The organism is Citrobacter sp. CK194 (assembly GCF_030333395.1).
Taxonomy (GTDB): Bacteria; Pseudomonadota; Gammaproteobacteria; order Enterobacterales; family Enterobacteriaceae; genus Citrobacter_B; species Citrobacter_B koseri.
The window spans coordinates 528,104-551,722 of sequence record NZ_JAOWGA010000018.1; the positions used below are offsets into that span (position 1 = coordinate 528,104).

Here is a 23,619-nt window from a genome sequence, read left to right on the forward strand (position 1 = left end):
GGCGAGGGGACGTGGTTCAGCTTCGGTCTTGCCGCCCCCTCACTGTCTTATTGGTATGTCATGGTAAATGACAAAACGCCATTCGCTGCACCGGTCGTGATGGTGTCTCCGGTCTGGTAATAACGCGCTTTCAGCGGTACCGTGAATCCGCCGCCGGAGGATGAGGTGCCAACGGCGACATCTGAACCCAGCGCCATCGGCTGATTGTTATAAAGTAATTGGATCCCCACGCCCGTGGCGGCATTATTTCCGCCAATGGTTTTCAGCACGCCTTTGCTCGCATCAAAAATATCGCCTTCCATCTTAACGCTGACCTTTGTTCCGGCGTTACAAACCATCGGCAGATCGAAAGACTTTGTGTGTGCGTCTCCCGGCGTGGTGCCTTTGCCATTAAAGGCTTGTTTATCCACGTCCTGCATATTCACGGGGATAAACGTCGTTTGTAGATTACAGGCTGGCGTGGTAACCGTGAACGCATTGATATTGACGGAAGATTCGGGTGAATGCCACAGCAGCGCGTTATTTAACATAACCAGCGATCCCACGGTTCTTGCCGTTATGGTTCCAGACCCGGTTTCGGCTGCCGTCTTATAAAACGTCACGATAACCACGCCATCCAAATTGCTGTTCACCATCCCCGCCATATTTTCACAGAGCTTAGCGGTATTTATGTCTCCCCGTATGGTATTGCTTCCCGTAACGGTCACGATGCCTGCGGCACATTTTGTCGTTGCGGCGGACAGGGAATACCCCACGCCGCTAATGTTCGTTTTATATATCTGACGCCCGTTGAGTGACGAATCGAATGTGCCAATGGCTCTGATACCAAAAATCTGCCTGGATATAACGCCCTCAGCGGAGTCCCAACAGTTAAAGGCATTAATTGTCGGTGTAATAACCTGTGTTCCTATTATTGAGCCTACAGGGAGATCCCGCGAGATAGTTACATTCTGCGGTGAGATCGTTGTTGTTGACGTAACCGTAGTGCAGTTCCACGCCAGGGCGGTGTGTGAAAATAATCCCAGCGAGGTAAAAATTAAGCTGATTAAAATTCGATACATTTTTCTTTCTCTCCAGATCAGTGGCATTGCGCGATGACTGTTTGCGGTTTGTCAGCGATCTGCGTTATCTGATACGTTGCCTGACAACTTCCCTCGGCCCAGTTAACGATCACGGTTCCGTTTTCCGGTACGCCGTTGAGCCAGACGCGTTTGCGATCGTCAACCATTCCTTCTGGAATGTTGTCGTGATTTTTAATACGGGTCGTCGCGCCAAACGGAATCTCTTTCCCGGTGAACTGAAGCATGACCTTATAACCGGTGACGGTAGGGTAATCAGCCAGCGCCAGCGCGCCTTTGGTCGGTACAACGGTGTAGGTGTCATTCAGCACATCGGTATGCGGGTTCAGCGATGCGGTATCCAATGACAGACTGTTCTGCCGATACGGCGTGACATACGGCACCACGGCAAAACCTCTGCTGTCGGTGTAAATCCCGCTGTTATTCGCCACTTTTACATCCGCTGCGTTGTCCGCTTTCACCAGTGCCATAGTTTCGCCAAGAGGCTGCGTGGCCGAGACGCCGTAAGGATGAACCACAATGCCGCCCATCGCCCCAACCGACATCTGGCGGTTATCGCGAGAGTAGTTGTAACCAAGCTGATACTCGCCATGACGGCCTTTGTAATTGACGGAAGCGCTTCCCATCGCATCCGAGCCTTTGCTGTTGTAGCCCTGCTGCACATTCCAGCTCAGGTTTTTATCTTCCAGCGCTGAACCGGATAACCCCACCTGCGAAGTCGTATCGCCTTTTTTGTTGCTGTTCCCGGATACCGTCATCCAGCTGTCTGGCAGGAAACGTGAGAGCGGAATCTGCATCGTCAGAGAGACGATATGATCGTTTTCATTGTGCCAGGGGCCGCGTGAATAGCTGTAGTTCAGGCCGTAGTTGATATTGTTTATGCTGGTGTTGTAACCCACGTTAACGCTGCGCTCGGTGTCGCCGCCCCAGTAATCCTGTTGCCAGGCGGAGAGGTTTATATTTCCCCAGTCGCCAAGTCGCTGGTTCAGCGTCACCTGCGCCTTGCTGCGTTTGTTCCGTTCATAGCGCCAGCTGTTGCCTTCACGTATTGTGTCGCTCCCCATTCGAAAGGTATTCACATCCCCGTTCGCTTCCTGGAAATCACGAAAACCTGATGAGGAATAGCGATAGCCCATCAAACTGAATGAGGTGCCTGTCGAAGCAAAGTCTTTGGCGTATTGCGCGCGTAACGACACGCCTTCTTCTGTCTTGCCGGGCAGTTGCGTACGGGCGAAAGTGGCGTCAAAAGAGAGCGAGCCGAATTCACCGAACCCTTTTCCGATCCCCAGTGCTCCGGCCCAGTAATCTGCGGATGCCAGCGTGCCGCCATATATCGTGCTATCCCAGGGTAAACCGTAGCTCAGCGTGCCCTGTAGAAATTCCGGCTCTTTATCTTTGCTGTTTGCCGCGCGATATTTCCCTGCTGCCAGCGCATATTTGAACTGACCTTCGCGTTGCATCACCGGCACCGCGGAAAATGGCTGAATAAACTGATGCACCGATCCATCCGCCTCACGTACCGCCACTTCCAGATCGCCGCTGGCGGTGGTCGGGTACAGATCGTCAATCGCGAACGGGCCTGGCGGCACATAAGATTGCCAGATAACGTTGCCACCCTGACGAATGGTGACCTGCGCGTTGGTTTGTGCAATACCGCGTACCACGGGAGCAAAACCACGGACGCTTTCCGGCATCATGCTGTCATCTGAATAAAGCTGCGCGCCGCGAAAATTCACGCTGTCGAACACACCGGCCTGCGTATAACCATCGCCTATGCTGAACTGACTTTTCAGAGCCTTAATGTCACGCTCCAGCGATGTGCCAAGGGTGTTCCAGTGACCAGCGCCATCGTTGTTGTTATAAGTGGCGTAATGACGCAATCGCCAGGGCCCAACGTTAATACCGCTACGCAGGTTCAAATAGCTGTCGTTACTCGACTTGTCGCTGCCATGCGTGTTAGCGCCTGAGAAGTTGTAGTTCAGGAACAGCATATTCAGTCCGTCATCCCACCGCTCAGGCGATACCGACCCCCGGGGATCGCGCTGTAGATACTCCTGCGGTACAGAGAGATCCAGGCGCATCCCGTCAAACTGGAAAATAAGCTGGCTGCCGGGAAGCAGTTTGCTGAGGTGTTCAACGTTCGCGGTATCTGCCATGTGCATCCATTCAGGTTGTGCATTGCGCTTAACGCCCCATTGCACCAGATCTGCACGAGTCAACACCGGTATTAACCCACTCTTACTGTCAATAAATGAAATATCCTGTGATACCAGATAATTTCCATTTACATAGACATCAACGTGATAGACGCCAGGTACCTGCCCGTCAGCTTCATTAAAACGAGAAATATCAATATCACGCGGGATATTTCCACGGGTTTCAATAAAATCTGGAGAGAAATAATCGCCAGCCAGTACAGCAGGAGTATGCGTACACAGATAAATAAGTGTGGATAACCGAGTTAATTTAGCAAAACCCGAAACTGCATTGACATGAAACATGGCTTTGTAACCTACATTTTAAATTTATGTTCAGTCGTAATGCCTCCGAAGTCATTAATCGCACGCCACGATACTTCACCACCCGTTACCGCCGACTGAGGTAGCGATACCGTTTGAAATGGTAAAACCATTGGAGGTTTTGCTAGTTGTTTCCCATTCACCTTGATGTCGTATAGCGACACGCTATACGGCGAGGGGTTATGCACACTTAACTTTCCACCTACGCTTGAAAACGTTAGCTGCTGATACGCAAGCGAAGGGTCGCCTTTTAATCCTGCCGGACGATAAAACAGCTTCATTTTACTTTTGACCGCAATCAATAATTCATTTTTAGCATCCGGTGATGACGAAGGGATTGCTTTAATATTCAACCAGTAAACACTTTCTCTGTCCGTAGGGAGCGTGTCGCCTGATAACATAACGCGTACTGAATTCTGCGCCTGCGAATTTAATTTGAACAAAGGCGGTGTGGTGATGAATGCATTGTCACTGTCGTCGCCATTTTCACTTTTGCTTACCCATGACTGAATTAAATACGGCTTGTTATCTGGATTGTTAACGCTGATTGCCGCCTGATTGCCACTGCCGTTATAAATAAGCCGGGTGCCGCCTATTTCCACACCGCTTATTGCCGTTGCGGAGATAAACAAAAGACCAACGGCAATCTTTTTATAGATTTTCTGAAACATGAAGAGATCCTGAGTGAATTACTCAGGGCCGCGAAGGGCCCTGCTTTTACTGGTAAATAACGGTAAACGCGGTTGAAGAGTTTGCCGTACCCGCGCCAACAGCGCCGGTTGCCATATATTTGGCAAAGTAAGTCAGTGTGTTATCAACATCTTCTTCCAGCGCTACGCTGGAGGATGCGGAACCCACGGGGATCAACGTTGAGTTGTCCTGCTCATAAATCGCGACACCAACATTCGACGCTGTCTGCCCATTGCTCAGTGCTAAAATAGAAGGGTTAATCGTGTCGGTGATGCCATCAAAACGAATACTGGCGTTGGAAATGCTGGCCGGGCAGGATTTCAGCACAATATTAAAACGCTTCGCCGCCGCCGTTGCTCCGCTACCGCCTGAGAATGCGGTTGTCGCGACAGTCCCCAGGTTGACAGGCTGCGCAATCGCAGAGGTATCCACCACACAGGCCGTACCGGTGATGCTGCCAGTAAAACTAATTACGCCGTCAGCAGCATTTGCCGCCTGAAATACAGAGAGCGATAAAATCGCGGAAATCAGTGCAATCTTTTTCATATAAGATCCAGTTAGTTAAGTTAATATTTAAGAAATAATATACTGATGCTTTAAATGTTAATTAATAATGTGCTAATTCCCTCCAGTGAAATACTTATCTGACGAATGACATTGTCTGATTAACGAAATGCTGTGTTCGCAGGTGTCCTGCTTATAACTTTCTACTCGTGCGATAGTTCGGTACAAAGATATACGATTGCCGACCTGAAGTTTAAAAACCAAACTGCGCCGGTGGGCATAAAATGTCTTAACCGTCATACCTAATTGTTTACCAATCTCATTCGCATCAAGCCCTTTTTGCATACATGAGAGCACTTCGCTTTCTCGCATTGAAAGCGTGTACTTCACCCGATAAATATATCGGGAATCATTGACAAACAGGCAGGACAGAATTTCATTAAGTCGGCTTCGCTTATCAACAAACGTAATACTCCGTAGATGTTTTAATGCATAGTAGTCAAGATCATTGCTTATAAACGCAATAATCTTCCTGTCTGCAAAAAAATGCTCTTTAACCTGCAGGAGGTTTGTTGTCTCAACATCTACTATGTAGTAATTTTCATCAATCAACTCCGATGTTAACAGCGTACTGATACCGACGATAAAAAAATAATCATCAGAAAAAACGGAGTTTGACAAATCCATAAAACTTCCCTTTTTGGCATGCCCTCTTTGGTTATTTAACGCCAGAAATTCACCTCATGTTTCTTTGTGAAATTTACAGAAAATAAAATCAGATGACACCACAAAAATAATGGATTTCGAATATAATCATAAAAACGATCGTTTCTTCTATTTGTTCCCTTTCAAAAGAACAACGATCCAGTGATTGCCTTCTTTATTGAAATAAAAAACTATTTATGTGCCATAAAGATGAAATTTAACACTATCACTATTGATAGGTGTGGTTTAATGGTTTGATGTCATTTGATAGTTGAAACTTGAAATGACGGTAAAAATGGATTTTTCTTAGGAAATATCCCAGGTTTAATTAACGAAATATATTCCGTCAGAACAAGGCTAATTTTACCTGGTTAACAACGGGACAACATCAGCGGCACCTTATTTTTCTGTCAGGCGCCGCCTACGCGTGTAGGAAGGTTATGGAATGAATGTTGCGATAGCCTGATCTAATTCATCAAGTAAGGCGTCGATGCGATCAAGGTCTGTGGCAAGGTCTGCGGCGGAAATGGCGTCAGGTAGTTTGTCTTCCATCGACTGCGCTACCTTCATCAATGCCTTAACGCCCAGCAGTTGGGCAGTCCCGTTAATGCGATGAATATGGCGCTTCACGGTCAGATAATCTTCAGTATGCGCCGCTTGTCGGGCGGCGACTAAATCACGGCGGTTCTCCTGCTGCGCATCTTTTAACGCTGTAAGCATGAGCGCCCGGTTGCCTTGCGCCAGCATACCCAGCATTTCGATATCAAACATCGTATTGGCTGTCTCACACATTCCTGAAAGGAAGTGCGAGATTTGCGATAACGTAATCGGCTTGAAAATACAGGCATTCATGCCTGCCGCAAGACAGCGTTCGCGTTCATGTTCTTGCGCTGAGGCGGTCAACCCCCAGATGGTGAGGTCGCGATTAAATTTCCGTACCTGACGGGTAAGTTCAATGCCGTCCATTGCGGGCATATTGAGGTCGGTAATAAGCAAATCATAATGCTGTTGCTGAAGGTGTCGTAAGGCCTCTTCGCCGTTTTCGGCTTCATCCGCAACAATACCTGACGTTGCAAGCTGACGTTTCAGGAGCAGTCGACTGGAGGGATGATCGTCAACGATTAATACCCGCAGCGTCCCCTGAATAACGGGAGGGGGCGGGGGCGCGTCAATAGATACCGGCGTGATATCACGCGAGGTTTGCACGGGCAGGTTCAGCGTCAGGGTGGTTCCACGGTTTATTTCGCTTTGCAGCGCGATGGTTCCCCCCATTTGCGTCATCAATGCCCGGCTGATCGCTAACCCCAGGCCCGAACCGCGATGATGCTTACCCGCTTTCCCCTGACTAAAGGCGGTGAATAAACGGTTCTGTTCTTCAGTGCTAATACCCGGACCGGAGTCGCTCACCGAGAGCGCCAGCATCGCGTTGGACTTTGTCGCCGAAATCCTGACATACCCTTGCTGCGTAAATTTAACCGCGTTGCCAATGAGGTTGGTGAGTACCTGCCCCAGCAACTGGGGGTCCAGATGCATCGCCTCTTGCGGGTCCAGCCGCGAGTCATAACGCAGGTCGATCCCTTTTTGGGCCGCCAGTGCGCTAAACAGCGTCATTTTTTCTTTTATCAGAGCATCAACATTTACCCACTGCGGAACGGTGTCTAAGAGTCCTGATTCAATCTTTTCCAGATCGAGGATCTCGCCAATCAGTTTTAACAATGATCGCGAGGCCTGGGCAGCCTGATCCACCGATGCTTTATCCTCAGGGCTGAAGCGAGCGGGGGAGAGCTGTAAGAGTTCCAGAAATCCCATAATTGCACTGACCGGCGTTCGGATCTCGTGGCTCATATGGGAAAGAAACTCCCGCTTCTCTTCATTGGCTTGCTGTGCCTTGTTTCGTTCCGCCTCCAGTAAGCGTTGAGAACGCTTCCTTTGGCGGACTTTCCGCGACAGGTAAACGGCCCACAGCAAGCTGCTCACCACCAGCAACGTCGCCAGTATCGCCACCAGATAGAACGGTCTGTTATACAACTCCCAGGTATCAATTTTGACGTCCGGCAGGCGTATCCATTTACTGACGATCTGGAAAATCTCTTTTTGCGGAATATCATCCAGGGCTTTGTCCAGGATCTGCCGAAGTTCCGGTTCGGAACGGGGAACGGCAAAACTGATTGCCGCCGGCGCTTCACCGGCAATCGGGAGCCAGGCGAGCTGATCGGGATAATAATGCTCGCTCATATAGCGGGCCGTCAGCTGATTTGAAATGGCCGCGTCCACCTTTTCCGTCGCCACGAGATTCAAGGCTACGCTGGAGTTTTCCACCTCTTTCCATTGAATGCCGGGGTGTTGGGCTTTAAGCTTTGCCAGTAACGCGTGGTCGGCGCCGATCGCCACACTCATCCCCGCCCGTAGCGTGGTCTCCTGCGTATTCTCTTTTCTGACAACGGTGACGAATTGGGTGGTAATAAAGGGATGGGTAAAGGAGATCGCGTTTTCACGGCTTAAATCGTAGGTTGCGGCCTGCACAATATGCCAGTTGTTTTTCTTCATTTCAGAAACCATTTCTTCGTTCGATTTGACGACAATGGTTTCAAACTGCATACCGGTTTGCAGACCTATCAGATTCAGGATATCCCCCACCACGCCCCGCGTTTCCTGGTTACTGTCGACCATGGTGTAAGGCGCAAACCACGGGTTAATGATGACACGCAGTGTGTTATGACTTTTCAGCCACTGTTTCTCTCGGTTGGTCAGGTTAAGCGGCTCTAACAGAAAGGACAGATTGCCTTTATCGATCATTGACTGGGCTATTTGCCCATGCACATTTTCATCGATGGCGCTGAGCGTGTTATTCACAATTGTCAGCAGACGTTCCTGCGTTGGCAAAAATAAAAAGGCGCTTTTTTTCTGTGGTTCAGGCCAGTATTTCACCGTCGTCAACGCGAGGCTAAATTCCTGCGATAGCCAGGTGCTGGTTGTCAGTGAGTCGCCAACAAACCAGGCGTTTTGCCCATGCGCGACGGAACTGAGCGCTTCCTGATAGGTGGGGTAATTAATGATCTCTGCGTTAGGAAATGACTGCTGAATAAACCCCTCATCAGGATAGTGATTCACAGTAGCGACCCGGGTGCTTTGCGCACTCTGCAAGGGAACCATGACATTGGCTAACGACGTCACTAAATTTGGCCAGGAATGTACCAGCGGCTGCGAGGACAGAATGCCTTCTTCGGCGAAAGGGCGACTCTCCAGACCGGTCAATACCATATCGACTTCGCCCGCCTTCAGCGCATGAATTGCCGATTCCTGATTTTTCCAGGCCGTCACGCTGATGTGGGTGTTGAGTGAATGCTGAATCAGCGCAAGATAATCGGCATTCATCCCACGGTAACGTCCTGTAAGCGTGGTCTGCACGAGGGGCGATTGCTCTGGTTGATAAACCGCAACCTTAAGCGTTTTTTTCTGCTTCAGCCAGCGCTTGTCATCCTCACTCAGATAAACAGGAACCGGCGTAATGTAATTGTAGCCCGACAACTCCAGCTCAACGGGTAGCTCATCCTGGGCATGAACGCCACACCCGGTAATCGATAAAACAATGAGCACGAATATGGGCCATTTATTCATCATCAGGTCAGCTTATTTTGGTGGGCAAATGAGAGCAGCTCAATTAATGATTTGCAGCCTAACTTTTCCATTAACCGTGTTTTATAGGTGCTGACCGTTTTGCTGCTGATATGCATTGCATCGCCAATTTGTGAATTATCAAGACCATTAAGCATATAGCCCATCACCTTCATCTCCTGTGCCGAGAGGGATTCCAGGCGTTGTGCATCGGTTAACGCAACTGAGGGGGCTTCAAGGAAAAAAGGAAAATAGCTATAACCATTTTGCGCTGCATTAATGGCGGCCAGAATGTTTTCCATATCCTGTTTTTTACTGATGAAAGCGTTAGCGCCCACCTGAGCGCAACGTTTGCTGTAGTAACGATCGTTTTTCGCGGACACGACAATCAGCACGCCGGTGAACTGCCGTGCTCTGAGCTTTTCTACCAGTTCGACGCCATTCACTCCGGGGATCTCGACATCCACGACAACAATATCCGCAGCCGTTTTTGTTAACGCTTCCAGCGCAGTCGTCCCGTCTTCATATTCGTTGATTACAGTAATGCGCTGTTTCTCCAGCACTCCACGGATAGCCAGACGCGCGAGGGGATGATCATCCACGATAATTGCAGTGCGTAACTTACTCATATTCATCCTGAAAGTTGTCATTCTGAATACAATATATACTAACGATAATAGCCTAAACGAGACGGGAGATGGATTTATATCGTGATGACTCAGGTGGTCATTGGCTACCAGACATACTGCTGTGATCGACGGGTCGGTAGCGGACCTGGGGCTCTGCCGGGCGTTGGTGCAGCCACATCTGCAATGGATGCGCTGTCAAAAGATGAGTAGATGAATTTGATTTATCCGGCATTAAGCCGGGATATGGCTACCAGGAGATATCGGGAGTTATTATTCTCCAGCTATCAGATATTCCCTGATGTTGAAAAGTTCGATTTTACATTTTCAACTTTTTTGTATGGGAATTTGTGGTATGAAAACATCTGTGTATATGAATTTATTTCATTTAAATCAATATGATACATAATTTTAAAGGCTCAGGGCTGTGTGTCTGTATCCCAAAAAAGTAATTATGTTATGTAACTTTATATATTATTATTTATGCCTGTTTTCTATTCTTCTTTTATTTGTTCAATCAGTCTGAACCGGGAAGCACACAACACAGGATTATTTTCATGGAGGTTATAATGAGTATGAAATATGTTGCCACCACCATAGTGGTAACATCATTACTAACTGGTTGTGCAAATGACAGAGTAAAACCAGAGCAATATTCAGGGTTCCTGAAGGATTATTCATCCTTGAAACCAGCCGTTTCTACTACCGGTGTGCCAGTTATACGCTGGATCGATTCTCATGCTCATCTGGAAAATTATTCCAAAATTATTTATGAACCTGTTGTCTATTATCCTGAGCCTCGCTCATCAACTCAGGTAGGTGAAGCTGTTCTACAGGGGATTCTGGATTACACTAATCAGAGTATGAAAACAGCCGCCGCAAAGCGCTTTATGCTGGTTGATAAACCAGGCCCTGGCACCTTGATCTTCAGAGGGGCAATTACTGCTGTTGATACCAGTAATATGGGATTACAGTTTTATGAGGTAATCCCGATAGCGATGGTGCTGGCAGGAACACAGGTAATTAGCGGATACAGGACTCAGGAAACCAGACTCTACTTTGAAGGTGAATTGATTGATTCACAAAGTGGAAATGCCGTAGCTAAAGTGCTGAGAAAGGGGCAGGGTAAAGATCTTCCGAACAGTAACCAGTTACTTACAGTTGATGATTTGAAAGCGGTGATTGATAAAATGGCTTCCGATGCAGCTGTTTTTAACCTGTAATTTTGGGTTCTATTGTAGACAAGAACAGGGCTACGGCCCTGGATATTTTATTTCATTGTAGCGCCATCATAAGTACCTTAGCTATAAACTGAGAATCCATTTATTTGAAATAATGTAGTTAATTACATTTTTAAAATATAATTCAGTGAGGGTGTATGTTCCTGAACTATTTCTCTTTAGGAATGCTGTTTTTTGTATTCCTGATAATTTTTTATGGGGTCATCATGATTCATGATATTCCTTATGTTATTGCAAAAAAACGTAATCATCCTCATGCTGACGCGATCCATACAGCTGGCTGGGTTAGCTTGTTTACACTGCATATCATCTGGCCTTTTTTGTGGATCTGGGCCACGCTCTATCAACCAGAACGTGGGTGGGGCATGCAGGCGAATGCCGCTCAGTCTGAAAGAAATCCTGATATAGACGCATTAACAAAACGTATTGCAGATCTGGAGACATTGGTAAATAAAACACATAACAAAATAGATAAAGAATCACCGGAGATTTAATTGTGGATTTGCTTATTGTACTGACCTATATTGCACTGGCATGGACAGTTTTTAAATTATTCAGGATACCAGTAAATCAGTGGACACTTTCGTCAGCTGCTCTTGGCGGTATAGGGCTGGTTAGTGGGCTTATTTTATTAATGAACTATAACCATCCCTATACATTTACCGCCCAAAAAGCAGTGATTTCTGTTCCTGTGATCCCTCAGGTTACAGGAAGGGTAATTGAAGTCATTGACAAACCAAATCAACTAATTAAAAAAGGAGAAGTACTTTTTAAAATTGAGCCTGATAAATATCAGTCTCGCGTCGAGCGTTTACAGGCAGATTTAGTCACGGCCATCCATAATGTTGAGGTACTAAAGGCCCAGTTGTCTGAAGCTCAGGAAAATACCATACGAGTCTCAGTTGAACGCGACCGTCTTTATAAAGATTATCAACGCTATGTGAAGGGGAGCCAGGCTAAGGTAAATCCCTTTTCTGAAAGAGATATAGACAATGCCCGACAAAGTTATCTGTCTCAGGATGCAGTAGTAAAAGCTTCTGTTGCCGAACAGGCTCAGATTCAGAGTCAACTGGACAGTAAGGTAAATGGCGAACAGTCCCAGATTGTTAGTCTGAGAGCGCAACTTGCTGAAGCGAAATATAATCTTGCACAAACAATCGTCCGGGCCCCTGGAAATGGATACGTCACTCAGTTGTTGATTCAGCCCGGCACATATGCGTCTTCATTACCGCTTCGTCCCGTGATGGTCTTCATCCCGGAACAGAAACGACAGGTTGTAGCGCAGTTTCGTCAGAACTCATTGTTGCGTCTAAAACCTGGTGACGAAGCTGAAGTCGTGTTTAACGCCCTGCCAGGAAAAGTGTTTGAAGGGAAATTAATGAGTATTCTTCCTGTTGTGCCGGGAGGGGCTTACCAGGCCGAGGGCACACTACAGGCACTAACCGTTACACCGGCAATGGATGGGGTGATGGTAACTATTGAACTTGAACATAATGAATATATTGATGTGTTACCCGACGGTGTTTCTGCGCAGGTAGCTGCATATTCGGAACATTTCTCGCATGTTTCCGTATTGCGTAAGGTGCTTTTGCGTATGACAAGCTGGATGCATTATATTTATCTTGATCATTAATATTAATCAGTGAACGCAACCGGATGTAATTACTATGTTTGGTTGCATTGTCATCCTTGTTTTCTAACTTGAGAGATCTGTTTCTGGGCTAATGAACTCTGTTATCGGGAACCAATATAATGAAAATCAAAATGGGGATTAGTGAGCTATACTAATAATTACGCCACCTCATTGCCTGATGGGAGGTATTATGAATGTAAATTATTTAATACATGTGCATGCATTGTTGCAGTGGATCGAAGATCACCTTTCCGAAGAGTTAACGATAGAACTGCTTAGTCAAAAATCCGGGTATAGCAGTAGTTACTTACAAAAAATATTTAAAGATACTACCGGTGATTCATTATCAAAATATGTTCGTGGTCGACGAATGTTTAAGGCTGGCGTATTTCTGTGTTTTACCAGAGCCAGTGTTGGATATATTTCTGAGGTTTTAAGATTTAATTCAATAAGTGCCTTTTCACGTTCTTTTAAAAATACTTTTGGGGTTTCTCCCCAGGATTTCAGGAGAAAAGGAGTTTTAAATGTCAGTAACACGATTGCAAAGGCCGAAGTGTTTAAGATTCCATGTGAAATTAAAACTATCAGTATGATTGATAATGCCAGTATCAGATTATACGGTCAATATTTTAACTATAGTGTAGATGCTATTGATTTTGATAAACCGCACTTCAATCAGCGGAAGCGTTTTAGGAAAAAATTCTTTCAACATCTGGGATATACACCCGAGCATTATTATGCCACTTCCCAATATTCACCTTCATGGCGAAGCGAGAGAGAAGTAGATATAAAATATTTTGTTGGATTAGCAGAACAACCTGATGGTATTGCTGGACTGGAGAATGCTGAATTTTGCTTACACTCAAATAAAATAGCCTGTTTTTATGCAGAGGGAATGTTTGTTAACCCTTTCTATATAGCGTTGTCAGCTAACATGCAAAGTATGTCGGAATTATTCACCGGATGGAACTGTAATTGGGATCTGGAATGTTTTTTAACTCATAACAGATTTACTGAATATCGCTATATTATTCCTGTATCCTGATGTTAATAAACTGGCTTGATACTTTACCACAGTGCTTTGTATCTGGTTCATGCTAGCTTTACACATAAATAGACTACTTTACGAAATATCACAGGAGTAATAGGGAGGAAATTTAACAGTCATGTCCAGCATCTCCGCAATCTTTGTTGCGACCCAGAGATATCAAGGGCTTTACTGTTTTAATAAACAGCATGTTAGCTAATGGAGTTATAACTGTTCTTAATAACTAAGAAGTGAAAATGTCAAATGTTGCTGCAATTAAATCCAACAGTTGTGTGAGATTATAATATTATTGCTACAGATTATATGAGACATGTTTTCATTTATGATTTAGCTGTCGTTGCAGTAATTATCTGTAATTTTTTTTCGGATTGATGACTATCAAGCAATAGTCGTCTCTTTTGTCTGGAGTGAGAGTAATTGTGAAAAAGAAGTATCTGAGTTGTGCTGTCTCTTTTGTGTTGTCTGTAGGAGCAGAAGCTGCTCCTGTCTATTGGACAGGAAATACCAGTGACTGGTCAGATAGCCAAAACTGGGATATCGGAATATTGCCTGGCGAAAATGATGAGGTATATATAGATGGTCCTAATGGACACTTTCCAATAATTACTGATGATATCTCAGTCAGTAGTATTGATAATAACTATCACCTTGCCGTTAATGATGCGAAGCTCGTCGTCACCAACACGCTTCGCGTAGGCATTGCCGAACCGGACCTTGGAGGGGAGAGCTTGACAGGAAGACTCTCCCTTTTAAATGCAACAGTCGATGCCTCTGAAATTACAGTTGGCGGCGGGAGTACGGAATATACTGGATTTCTTAACGCAGTATCTTCAGAAATTAATACAAAAAATCTGTTAATTGGTTATCTGTATGGTAACGGTCATGGGACTCTTAGTGAGTCCAGTCTGTCGACTGAGGCGATCCTTGTGGGTGCCAATCGGGGGACCGGGCAGCTGGATATCCGAAATTCTGAGGTCAGTACCACTTATTTATATATTGGTTACACGATGGGGCAAGGGGTTGTTAATGTTGACAACTCGAGAGTCAATATTTTTGGGCTGGGGACAATAGCGATAGTCGGTGAGCGGGCAGGAGGTGATGGGGTACTTAATATTACTAATGGTGGTATTGTTACATCTTTTCGTCTTTTGTCAGGCGTCTTAGGGGGGCATGGTGAAATAAATGTTTCTGGTCAAAACTCTTCCCTGAGTACTAACTCCCTGACTCTTGCTCAATCTGGATCGGCAATAATGACTGTTTCAGATGGTGGTGAGATAAATACTACCAGTGAGTTTTTGATTGCGGATCAGCAAGGCAGTAACGGTGTGTTGAATATAGGTAACAACAGCGCCCCAGGTTACGTTAACTCCAGAGTTATTAAGTTTGGCAATGGAGCTGGTATGATCAATTTCTCACATACCAGCGATGATTATAAATTTCTTTCCCAGATTACAGGTGACGGGACGGTAAATATCTGGAGTGGTTCGACGACTTTACAGGGTGGTAATGACTACACAGGAAACACTAATCTTCATGGTGGGTATTTACGCGCTGGTAGTGATAACGCATTTAGTGCTGGTTCTGATTTTAACATCGGTAAAGATGGTGTTCTCGATCTAAATGGTTATGCTCAAACGGTGGGTACTGTCTATCACGATGGTACCATTTACATGAATGAAGCCGCTTCATCTGCTGGCACTACGTTGACTGTCGATGGTGATTATCATGGTCAGGGAGGAACTCTGGTCTTTAATTCTCAGCTGGCAGGCGATGCTTCTATTACAGATAGTATGCATATCACAGGTGATACAGACGGTAGCAGCTACGTAACAGTAAATAATCTGGGTGGGCAAGGCGCTCAAACTGTCGAAGGCATTGAGATTATTCGCGTTGATGGTAATTCAGATGGTCAATTTATCCAGCGCGGTCGTATTGTTGCCGGCGCTTATGATTATAACCTTGTTCAGGGCGGCAATGGAGGTACCAGTAATAACTGGTACCTGACCAGCAGCACAGAACCTGTGGACCCAACAGAGCCGGTTGACCCGACAGAACCTGTGGACCCAACAGAGCCGGTTGACCCGACAGAACCCGTGGACCCAACAGAGCCGGTTGATCCGACAGAACCTGTGGACCCAATAGGGCCGGTTGATCCGACAGAACCACCGTCACCACCTGTATTCCCGAATACCAGCATCTCCCGCCCGGAGGCCGGTAGTTACATGACCAACCTCGCAGCGGCAAATGAGATGTTCATGACCAGGCTTGAGGACCGTGGCGGTGACCGCATGTACACCGATCCGTTCACTGGTGAAAAGAAGCTGACCAGTATGTGGATACGTACGGAAGGGCGACACCTTGACAGCCGGGACAGCAGCGGTCAACTCAATACGGACGAGAATCGCTATGTCATCCAGATGGGCGGTGATATTGCCAGCGGCACCTACACCGGCACGGACATCTGGCGGACTGGTTTGATGGCCGGCTACGGCAGCAGCCACAGTACCACGGACTCCTCCCTGACGGGTTATCGCTCAGAAGGAAACGTCAGCGGCTACAGCGTTGGGCTATACGGAACCTGGTTCAGGAATGCAGATCAGCGTACTGGCGCGTATATCGACACATGGCTGCAATATGCGTGGTATGACAACGAAGTGCAGGGAAAAGGACTTGCGAAAGAGAAGTATGACTCGGATGGCCTGCTGGCCTCAGTTGAGGGCGGATATACATTCCATCTGTGGGGAGATAAACATAATGATGTCTTCATCCAGCCTCAGGTACAGGTGGTGTGGAGCGGGGTGACGATGGATGAGCACCGTGAAACCAACGGAACTCGAGTAGCAGGTAAGGGGGAAAATAATACGCAGTCCCGGTTGGGCGTGAAGGCCTTTATGGAACATCGCTCCGGTAAGGAGAGCGTCTGGAAACCTTACCTGGCAGCGAACTGGCTGCATAACAGTGAGAAAAGTGGGGTCAGAATGGATGACGTGACGCTGTACGACGAGGGCCGTAAGGACATTGGAGAAGCTAAGCTGGGTGTTGAAGCCAGCCTGATAGAGAAGCTGAGCGTACAGGTTGGCGTGAGTTCCCGCTTCGGCAGCGATAATTACCGTGACACGGGTGGCGGTATTAGCATGCGCTATGAGTTTTAACTTTCGTGTGCCGTATCAGTAAAGGCCCCATAGGGGGCCTTCAGCCTATAGGTTTTTTCAATATGATAACAACGCCATTAGATCAATTCGCGCTGTCAGGCTTAAATGAACTGGTTAAATCCATTATTCCTGCAACAGAACAAAGAAGAATGTTATTTGTGCAAGATATTGATTTGATCACTGCATGTTACTGCCGACAGTTATCTGATGATGTTGTGATTATACCACTTAGTTCGTGGGGAATATCTTCCTGCGGAACTATATCGTTGCAGGATAATACTTCAGATATTCGTGAGGCGTTAAAATGTACGCTACAAAGAAAATCTGATGAAACATGTCGATACTGCCAGCTCATCAGTGAATTAACATTAAGGGAACTCGGTATCATTCGGTTGATGAAATATTCTGACAGCATGCCAGGAGTTCGTCTAATGACAAGAATAAGCAGAAAAACGGTATATACCCATCAATCGAATATTAGAAAAAAGGCAGGTTTCAAAACAAGGAGCCAGTTTCTGGCATGGTGCAAAGCTGTCTCCGGGTCGCTAACAATTTGAATCGACCAATGCAAACGCTGTTGTCGCTGTCAGAGGCAACGGCGGTGTTCATGTGAACATGGGGAAGACAGTTATGAGCCAAAGGAAGAGGAATAGCAAAAACGGACCTCCGTGGAGGTCCGTTGATATGAATTTGGTGCCCGGACTCGGAATCGAACCAAGGACACGGGGATTTTCAATCCCCTGCTCTACCGACTGAGCTATCCGGGCAACGGGGCGCATTAAAACCGATTCGCTTCGTTTCGTCAACGAAATTTCTTCAAATCCATGCAGACTGCACAATCTATCACCAGATTGTTGGTATTGCACGCATTTTCAGGCAAAAAACGCGGTCCACGCGGCGGAAAGCGGCATCGCCAGGAGCAGGGCGGGGAGCATATTGACCACCGCAAACATCTTGATTCCGCAAATACGTAGACCGGTCGCCAGCAGCAGTAATCCGCCTACGGCACTGAAATCTGCCATCATCGCCGGGGTGGTGAGCGGTAAAATTAAGGCTGCGCAGGTGGCGAGCAATAGCTGGATAACCAACATGGGGGCGGAAATAACGGCGACGGCGACTCCCAGCGAGCAGGCGAAGATCATGGCCGTGAAGAAATCGAGAAACGATTTTGCGATGAGAATGCTCGGGTCGCCGGTCATGCCTTCATGCATCGCGCCGAAAATGCCGGTTCCGCTGGCGCAAAAAAGAACAATAATGGCGACATAGTTCTGAATAAAGGTGTCGTGGACGGCTTTCTTCCCCGGTTTCTTAATCAGTTGCTGCGCTTTCGTCACCGCCGTGTTGATGCCTTTTTCCAGGTAACAAAACTCGCCGATAAGCGCGCCGATGATTGTCGCCAGAACCATCACCGGAAGGTTAGCGCATTTTATGACCAGTAAAATACCGATCCCCAGCGATGCCAGCCCGAAAATAGAGGTCATTGAGACACGAATCCGTTCCGGTAAACGCTGGCTGAGAAGCGCGCCAAGCACGCCTCCAGCTAAAACGGCGCTGGCGTTAATAAAAGGCCCGATTACCACAGTCGCTCCTGCTATTTGTTTTATCTGATTGCATTATTATGCCCCGAATATCACGCATTATGCGCGTTTGTCGATGGCGCGTATGTCCGGGATTTGATCTTGCGCCCCCAGGGGAAAGGTGCCATGATTGCGCGAATTTTCTCCTGTTTGTACGGGGCTGCCTGGGATGACCATATTACCCTTACATCGCCTTCAACTTCGCCTTTCTGCGCGACGATTGCCCCTTTCTTTGATCTCCCTTCATTCTCTCACCATGCGGTGAGGGCAGCGCACGCTCACTGCGGGACAACAGTAAGATCAGAGGCTGTCTGCTTTTACTGATGTCTGGCGGTCGGAGCTGGTGACCAGTTTGACCCAACATTTCGTGGGGCAGGGTAATGTTACCTTGCCCGGGACTTCTATTCTCCCGAAACGGGTTTTTGCGCTTATGAAATCAATGAATATTGCCGCCAGTGGTGAACTGGTCTCCCGCCTGTCTACCCACCGCCATGTGGTGGCGCTGGACGGCACTGACTTTACTGATGTCGCGGCAGTCGTCATTACCGTTGCGGATAGTCGCAGCGGCATCCTGGCATTGCTTAAACGCACCGGTTTTCAGTTGCCGGTGTTTATTCTCTCTGACGATCATGTTGATGCGCCTGCCGGTGTTGAGGCGGTGATAAGCGGCAACGCGCAGGACTGGCTGGAACTGGAGTCGGCCGCCTGCCGTTATGAAGAGAATCTGCTGCCGCCGTTTTATGACACGCTGACCCAGTATGTCGATATGGGTAACAGCACCTTTGCCTGCCCGGGCCATCAGCACGGTGAGTTTTTCAGAAAGCACCCGGCCGGTCGGCATTTTTATGACTTCTTCGGCGAAAACCTCTTTCGGGCGGATATGTGCAACGCCGACGTAAAGCTGGGGGATCTGCTCATTCATGAGGGATCGGCCAAGCATGCGCAGAAGTTTGCGGCGAAAGTCTTTCATGCGGATAAAACGTATTTCGTGCTGAATGGCACCTCGGCGGCGAATAAAGTTGTGACCAACGCGCTGCTGACGCGCGGCGATCTGGTGCTGTTCGATCGTAACAACCATAAATCAAACCACCACGGGGCGTTGATTCAGGCGGGCGCCACGCCGGTCTATCTCGAAGCCGCGCGCAACCCGTTTGGTTTTATCGGTGGCATTGATGAGCACTGTTTCGACGAGGCATACCTGCGTGAGCAGATCCGTGAGGTCGCCCCGCAGAAAGCCGATCGGCCGCGCCCGTTTCGTCTGGCCGTCATTCAACTGGGGACGTATGACGGCACGATCTACAACGCCCGTCAGGTTATCGACAAAATCGGCAGTCTGTGTGATTACATCCTGTTTGACTCCGCCTGGGTCGGGTATGAGCAATTTATTCCGATGATGGCGGACGGTTCGCCGCTGCTGCTGGAGCTGAACGAAAACGATCCGGGGATTTTTGTTACGCAGTCGGTACACAAGCAGCAGGCTGGTTTCTCGCAAACCTCGCAGATTCACAAAAAGGACAACCACATTCGCGGTCAGGCGCGTTTTTGCCCGCACAAGCGCCTGAACAACGCCTTTATGCTGCATGCTTCCACCAGTCCGTTCTACCCGTTGTTTGCTGCGCTGGATGTCAATGCCAAAATCCATGAAGGGGAAAGCGGTCGCCGCCTGTGGGCAGAGTGCGTGGCGCTGGGCATCGAGGCGCGCAAGGCGATACTTGCCCGCTGCAAACTGCTTCAGCCATTCATTCCGCCGCTTGTGGACGGTAAGCCGTGGCAGGATCATCCAACGGCACTGATTGCCAGCGATCGACGCTTCTTCAGCTTTGAACCCGGGGCGAAATGGCATGGCTTTGCAGGCTATGCGGAGGATCAGTATTTTGTCGACCCGTGCAAACTGCTGCTGACCACGCCGGGCATTGATGCTGAAACCGGGCGCTATACCGACTTTGGTATCCCGGCCACCATTCTGGCGCACTATCTGCGTGAGAACGGCATCGTGCCGGAAAAATGCGATCTCAACTCGATTTTGTTCCTGCTGACGCCTGCCGAAAGCGAAGCCAAAATGGCGCAACTGGTGGCGATGCTGGCCCAGTTTGAACAACATATCGAAGACGACACGCCGCTGGCGGATGTGCTGCCGACCATCTTTAACAAATATCCGGTACGTTACCGCGACTACACCCTGCGCCAGTTATGCCAGGAGATGCACGATCTGTACGTCAGTTTTGACGTGAAAGATCTGCAAAAAGCGATGTTCCGCAAAGAGAGCCTGCCTGCGGTGGCGATGAATCCGCAGGATTCCAATAGCGCTTTTATTCGCGGCGATGTTGAGTTAGTGCGTATTCGTGACGCTGAAGGGCGTATCGCGGCAGAAGGCGCGCTGCCATATCCACCGGGTGTGCTGTGTGTCGTGCCGGGCGAAGTGTGGGGTGGGGCGGTGCAGCGCTACTTCCTGGCGCTGGAAGAGGGCGTCAATTTGCTGCCCGGTTTCTCACCGGAACTGCAAGGGGTTTACAGCGAGACTGATGCCGACGGGATTAAACGGCTGTATGGCTATGTGCTGAAATAAGTTCGCGTTATCCGGCCTACGGGGCGACTCCCTTGTAGGCCGGATAAGCATTAGCGCCATCCGGCGTAAAGATTAGTGCGCGACGGGTTGAGAGCCTGTCGGAACGCGAACGTGTTTGTATTTAAACAGCGCCACGAACGCAAAGGCCAGAACCAGAGAGTAGCCTGCGAAAATCAGCCACACGGTCTGCCAGTCGGTAATGCCGTTCAGGGTGTAGTGTTCCACCACTTTACCGCTCACGACGCCGCCAAGGATACAACCGAAGCCGTTAGTCATCATCAGGAACATGCCCTGCGCACTGGCGCGGATTTCAGGGCGTACCTCTTTTTCCACAAACACCGAACCGGAGATGTTGAAGAAGTCGAAGGCGCAGCCGTAAACAATCATCGACAGAACCAGCAGCACGGTACCGAACGGCGTTGGGTCGCCATAAGCGAACAGGCCAAAGCGCAGCATCCAGGCCACGATACTGATCAGCATGACGTTCTTAATACCGTAGCGGCTTAAGAAGAACGGAATGGTCAGGATGAACAGCGTCTCGGAAATTTGCGAAATCGACATCATGACCGAGGCATGCTGCACGATAAAGCTGCTGGCGAACAGCGGATCTTTATCAAAGCTGTGCAGGAAGGTGTTACCGAACATATTGGTAATTTGCAGCTCGGCGCCCAGCATCATGGAGAAGATAAAGAAAATCGCCATGCGTTTGTTTTTGAACAGCGCGAAAGCATCCAGCCCCAGCATTGAAGTCCAGCTCTGGTTCTTTTGCTGTCTGGCAACCGGAATGTGCGGCAGCGTAAGCGTAAACAGTACCAGAAGGACGGAAAGCGCCGCGCCGATGTACAGCTGCATATGGCTCAGTTCAAAGCCAGAGAAGCTTACGCCCCACATCGCCATAATAAAGCCGATGGTGCCCCAGATACGAATAGGCGGGAAGTCGGTGACGATGTCCATCCCTGCGGATTGCAGGCGGTAGTAGGATATGGTGTTGATCAACCCTAACGTTGGCATATAGGCCAGCGAGTTAAGCAAGATCACAAAGAACATGGCGCCTGGCGTGGTCACTTCGGCAGCCATGAACAATGTTGCAGCGCCAACGACGTGGCAAATGGCGTATACCCATTTCGCACTCAACCATTTGTCGGCCACAATCCCTAACAGCGTGGGCATAAAGACGGCGGCAATCCCCAGCGAGCTATACACAGCACCGATGGATGCACCGTCGAATTTAAGGGTGACAAACATATATGAGCCGAGGGTGGTAAGCCAGCTTCCCCACAGGCAGAACTGCAGAAAGGAGAGGACTTTCAGCTGCAGCTTAAGATTCATGTTAATTTCCTCACACCATATAGCGGATGAATGTTTTAAAAGGCACATTTGCCGTTGCAATATGATGTGATTCTATCAATGAGGAAAGGGTATTTTTTGTTACCTGTGACAAATATTTGCAAACAATTTCTAATTGCAAAGCAAAAGAGTGATGGAGTTAACACTTTTCGGCCTTCCCGCCCCAGTGCGATTGGGGGCGGGAACGGCGAGATTACTTCCGACGGTAGGATTTCTGGGTGGCATTGACCTTATACAGATAGCGACGCGATTCCGCAGAAGGATGCCGCGTGGTTAATGTCTGGTACACATCGCCCGGGGACATACTGTTGATAATGTTTGCCGCCTGAACCTTATCGTTAGAGAAAACGCGCAGCACGCTGCCTGCACCGCCGTTATAGGCGGTGATCACCGCGTAACGACGCGATGTCGGATTATCAATGCCGCCTAAATAGACATTGTTGAGCATCGCCAGATAAGCGGTGCCGGTATCAATGTTGCTGGCAGGATCGAACAGGAAACTGCGGCCTGGCGTGCCCGATTTCCCCTGTGAACGGAATACGTCCTTCCCGGCTGTGTGCTGTACTACCTGCATCAGCCCCAGCGCGTCGGAACGGCTGACCGCATACGGGTTGAAAGAGGACTCGGTTTGCATAATCGCCAGAATCAGCGACTCATCGACGCCGTATTTGCGTGAGGCCTGGCGAACCATGCCAACATATTTATGCGCACGTTTATCCAGGTGGTTCGGCACCAGATTGATCGTCACGCTGTAGATGATGCGCAGACCGTTACTGCGACTCTTAAGACGCGTTTTCAGCAGATAGTCAGCGAAGTTGGTTGCGCGTCCCTCCCAGCGAATGGGTTGCCCGGTATTATCGACCACCTGACCATACAGGAACGGCTCTCTGGAGATCTGAATATCATCGACGTCGGAGTAGAGGTCGACCGAGCCGGGATCGTCGCCCATTAACAGCGTCTTGATGATCGCGCGACGCAGGTGCGCGGCGGGCTCTGTTCCGGCAATGGTTTCGACGGTGATCGTACCGTCGTCAAAGTTGATGTGGCTGCGGGTCTGATACTGGTCAGTGTACTTCACGTAGTCCTTCGGACCCGCGATCAACACTTCCTTGAACCCCCACAGATTCTCAATGTTATGGGCAAACTGCCCCATCAGAATATCAAAACCGTTGGTATCCTTGACCCAGGCTTCGTTATAGGTATCGCCTTTTTTGGTCGAACTGGAGCAGGAGATGAGCAACGGCGCAACAAGAGCAAGCGCGAAAAATTTTTTCATCATTCCGGGAGTGCGTGTTGTGTTTGTTGTTGTATCGTTTT

17 protein-coding genes and 1 tRNA gene are annotated in these 23,619 nt (G+C 48.4%); 7 read left to right on the top strand and 11 right to left on the bottom strand.

Annotated elements, in window-relative coordinates; genetic code table 11:
* Nucleotides 1-47: 47 nt before the first annotated feature.
* The 7 genes from OGX80_RS14285 to evgA all read right to left on the bottom strand — a co-directional run bounded on the left by OGX80_RS14285 (nt 48) and on the right by evgA (nt 9,741).
* Nucleotides 48-1,088 (bottom strand): fimbrial protein, encoded by a 1,041-nt coding sequence (locus tag OGX80_RS14285; RefSeq protein ID WP_227657976.1) that lies wholly within the window; start codon nt 1,086-1,088, stop codon nt 48-50.
* Nucleotides 1,079-3,580, bottom strand: coding sequence for a fimbria/pilus outer membrane usher protein (locus tag OGX80_RS14290; RefSeq protein ID WP_115181109.1), 2,502 nt, complete (start codon nt 3,578-3,580; stop codon nt 1,079-1,081). Before OGX80_RS14290 ends, OGX80_RS14285 begins: the two co-directional genes overlap by 10 nt.
* An 11-nt stretch (nt 3,581-3,591) precedes the next feature.
* A complete protein-coding gene (locus OGX80_RS14295) occupies nt 3,592-4,269 on the bottom strand; it encodes a fimbrial biogenesis chaperone (RefSeq protein WP_115181110.1) in 678 nt (225 codons plus the stop codon).
* Between the two features lie 46 nt (nt 4,270-4,315).
* The gene (locus OGX80_RS14300) at nt 4,316-4,834 is read right to left on the bottom strand and encodes a fimbrial protein (protein ID WP_012135109.1); all 519 of its coding nucleotides are present in this window, start codon (nt 4,832-4,834) and stop codon (nt 4,316-4,318) included.
* 72 nt (nt 4,835-4,906) lie between these two features.
* On the bottom strand, nt 4,907-5,479 hold the full coding sequence (locus OGX80_RS14305) for a helix-turn-helix transcriptional regulator (RefSeq protein ID WP_012135108.1): 573 nt from the start codon (nt 5,477-5,479) through the stop codon (nt 4,907-4,909).
* Nucleotides 5,480-5,935: 456 nt separating this feature from the next.
* A complete protein-coding gene (locus tag OGX80_RS14310; RefSeq protein WP_115181112.1) occupies nt 5,936-9,118 on the bottom strand; it encodes a response regulator in 3,183 nt (1,060 codons plus the stop codon).
* Nucleotides 9,118-9,741: an acid-sensing system DNA-binding response regulator EvgA gene (gene evgA / locus OGX80_RS14315; RefSeq protein ID WP_369701093.1), complete on the bottom strand. Its 624-nt coding sequence runs from the start codon at nt 9,739-9,741 to the stop codon at nt 9,118-9,120. The genes OGX80_RS14310 and evgA overlap by 1 nt, the downstream gene beginning before the upstream one ends.
* 566 nt (nt 9,742-10,307) lie before the next feature.
* Here evgA and OGX80_RS14320 point away from each other — a divergent pair.
* From OGX80_RS14320 to OGX80_RS14345, 6 genes are all read left to right on the top strand, one after another.
* Nucleotides 10,308-10,961, top strand: a complete 654-nt coding sequence (locus OGX80_RS14320) for a DUF3313 domain-containing protein (protein WP_233644156.1) — start codon at nt 10,308-10,310, stop codon at nt 10,959-10,961.
* A 155-nt stretch (nt 10,962-11,116) separates the two neighbouring features.
* On the top strand, nt 11,117-11,473 hold the full coding sequence (locus OGX80_RS14325) for a DUF3302 domain-containing protein (RefSeq protein WP_114848329.1): 357 nt from the start codon (nt 11,117-11,119) through the stop codon (nt 11,471-11,473).
* A 2-nt stretch (nt 11,474-11,475) separates the two neighbouring features.
* Nucleotides 11,476-12,612: an HlyD family secretion protein gene (locus OGX80_RS14330; RefSeq protein WP_115181114.1), complete on the top strand. Its 1,137-nt coding sequence runs from the start codon at nt 11,476-11,478 to the stop codon at nt 12,610-12,612.
* Nucleotides 12,613-12,802: 190 nt separating this feature from the next.
* Nucleotides 12,803-13,657: a helix-turn-helix domain-containing protein gene (locus OGX80_RS14335; RefSeq protein ID WP_181899075.1), complete on the top strand. Its 855-nt coding sequence runs from the start codon at nt 12,803-12,805 to the stop codon at nt 13,655-13,657.
* Nucleotides 13,658-14,079: 422 nt separating this feature from the next.
* Complete coding sequence (locus tag OGX80_RS14340) at nt 14,080-16,812, top strand: autotransporter outer membrane beta-barrel domain-containing protein (protein ID WP_286471301.1); 2,733 nt, start codon at nt 14,080-14,082, stop codon at nt 16,810-16,812.
* 62 nt (nt 16,813-16,874) lie between these two features.
* A complete protein-coding gene (locus OGX80_RS14345; RefSeq protein WP_123907424.1) occupies nt 16,875-17,369 on the top strand; it encodes a helix-turn-helix transcriptional regulator in 495 nt (164 codons plus the stop codon).
* 134 nt (nt 17,370-17,503) lie between these two features.
* Here the strand turns inward: OGX80_RS14345 and OGX80_RS14350 are convergent.
* Together OGX80_RS14350 and OGX80_RS14355 are read right to left on the bottom strand one after the other, a co-directional pair.
* Nucleotides 17,504-17,579: transfer RNA gene (locus OGX80_RS14350), tRNA-Phe, on the bottom strand.
* A 105-nt stretch (nt 17,580-17,684) separates the two neighbouring features.
* Nucleotides 17,685-18,392 (bottom strand): DUF554 domain-containing protein, encoded by a 708-nt coding sequence (locus tag OGX80_RS14355; RefSeq protein WP_012135082.1) that lies wholly within the window; start codon nt 18,390-18,392, stop codon nt 17,685-17,687.
* Nucleotides 18,393-18,819: 427 nt separating this feature from the next.
* Here OGX80_RS14355 and OGX80_RS14360 point away from each other — a divergent pair, with 427 nt between their 5' ends.
* Nucleotides 18,820-20,955: an ornithine decarboxylase gene (locus tag OGX80_RS14360; protein WP_115182310.1), complete on the top strand. Its 2,136-nt coding sequence runs from the start codon at nt 18,820-18,822 to the stop codon at nt 20,953-20,955.
* Between the two features lie 72 nt (nt 20,956-21,027).
* Here OGX80_RS14360 and OGX80_RS14365 read toward each other — a convergent pair whose 3' ends face one another.
* On the bottom strand, nt 21,028-22,284 hold the full coding sequence (locus OGX80_RS14365) for a nucleoside permease (protein WP_115181167.1): 1,257 nt from the start codon (nt 22,282-22,284) through the stop codon (nt 21,028-21,030).
* A gap of 211 nt (nt 22,285-22,495) precedes the next feature.
* Nucleotides 22,496-23,578 carry a membrane-bound lytic murein transglycosylase MltC gene (gene mltC / locus OGX80_RS14370; protein WP_065422798.1) on the bottom strand — a complete coding sequence of 361 codons (1,083 nt, stop codon included), beginning with the start codon at nt 23,576-23,578 and terminating at the stop codon, nt 22,496-22,498.
* Between the last annotated feature and the right edge of the window lie 41 nt (nt 23,579-23,619).

Coding starts and splice junctions, on each gene's coding strand:
- OGX80_RS14325 (WP_114848329.1), top strand. CDS start 11,117: ATGTTCCTGAACTATTTCTCTTTAGGAATGCTGTTTTTTGTATTCCTG.
- OGX80_RS14320 (WP_233644156.1), top strand. CDS start 10,308: ATGAGTATGAAATATGTTGCCACCACCATAGTGGTAACATCATTACTA.
- evgA (WP_369701093.1), bottom strand. CDS start 9,741: ATGAGTAAGTTACGCACTGCAATTATCGTGGATGATCATCCCCTCGCG.
- OGX80_RS14305 (WP_012135108.1), bottom strand. CDS start 5,479: ATGGATTTGTCAAACTCCGTTTTTTCTGATGATTATTTTTTTATCGTC.
- OGX80_RS14300 (WP_012135109.1), bottom strand. CDS start 4,834: ATGAAAAAGATTGCACTGATTTCCGCGATTTTATCGCTCTCTGTATTT.
- OGX80_RS14290 (WP_115181109.1), bottom strand. CDS start 3,580: ATGTTTCATGTCAATGCAGTTTCGGGTTTTGCTAAATTAACTCGGTTA.
- OGX80_RS14295 (WP_115181110.1), bottom strand. CDS start 4,269: ATGTTTCAGAAAATCTATAAAAAGATTGCCGTTGGTCTTTTGTTTATC.
- OGX80_RS14310 (WP_115181112.1), bottom strand. CDS start 9,118: ATGATGAATAAATGGCCCATATTCGTGCTCATTGTTTTATCGATTACC.
- OGX80_RS14335 (WP_181899075.1), top strand. CDS start 12,803: ATGAATGTAAATTATTTAATACATGTGCATGCATTGTTGCAGTGGATC.
- OGX80_RS14345 (WP_123907424.1), top strand. CDS start 16,875: ATGATAACAACGCCATTAGATCAATTCGCGCTGTCAGGCTTAAATGAA.
- mltC (WP_065422798.1), bottom strand. CDS start 23,578: ATGAAAAAATTTTTCGCGCTTGCTCTTGTTGCGCCGTTGCTCATCTCC.
- OGX80_RS14360 (WP_115182310.1), top strand. CDS start 18,820: ATGAAATCAATGAATATTGCCGCCAGTGGTGAACTGGTCTCCCGCCTG.
- OGX80_RS14285 (WP_227657976.1), bottom strand. CDS start 1,088: ATGCCACTGATCTGGAGAGAAAGAAAAATGTATCGAATTTTAATCAGC.
- OGX80_RS14365 (WP_115181167.1), bottom strand. CDS start 22,284: ATGAATCTTAAGCTGCAGCTGAAAGTCCTCTCCTTTCTGCAGTTCTGC.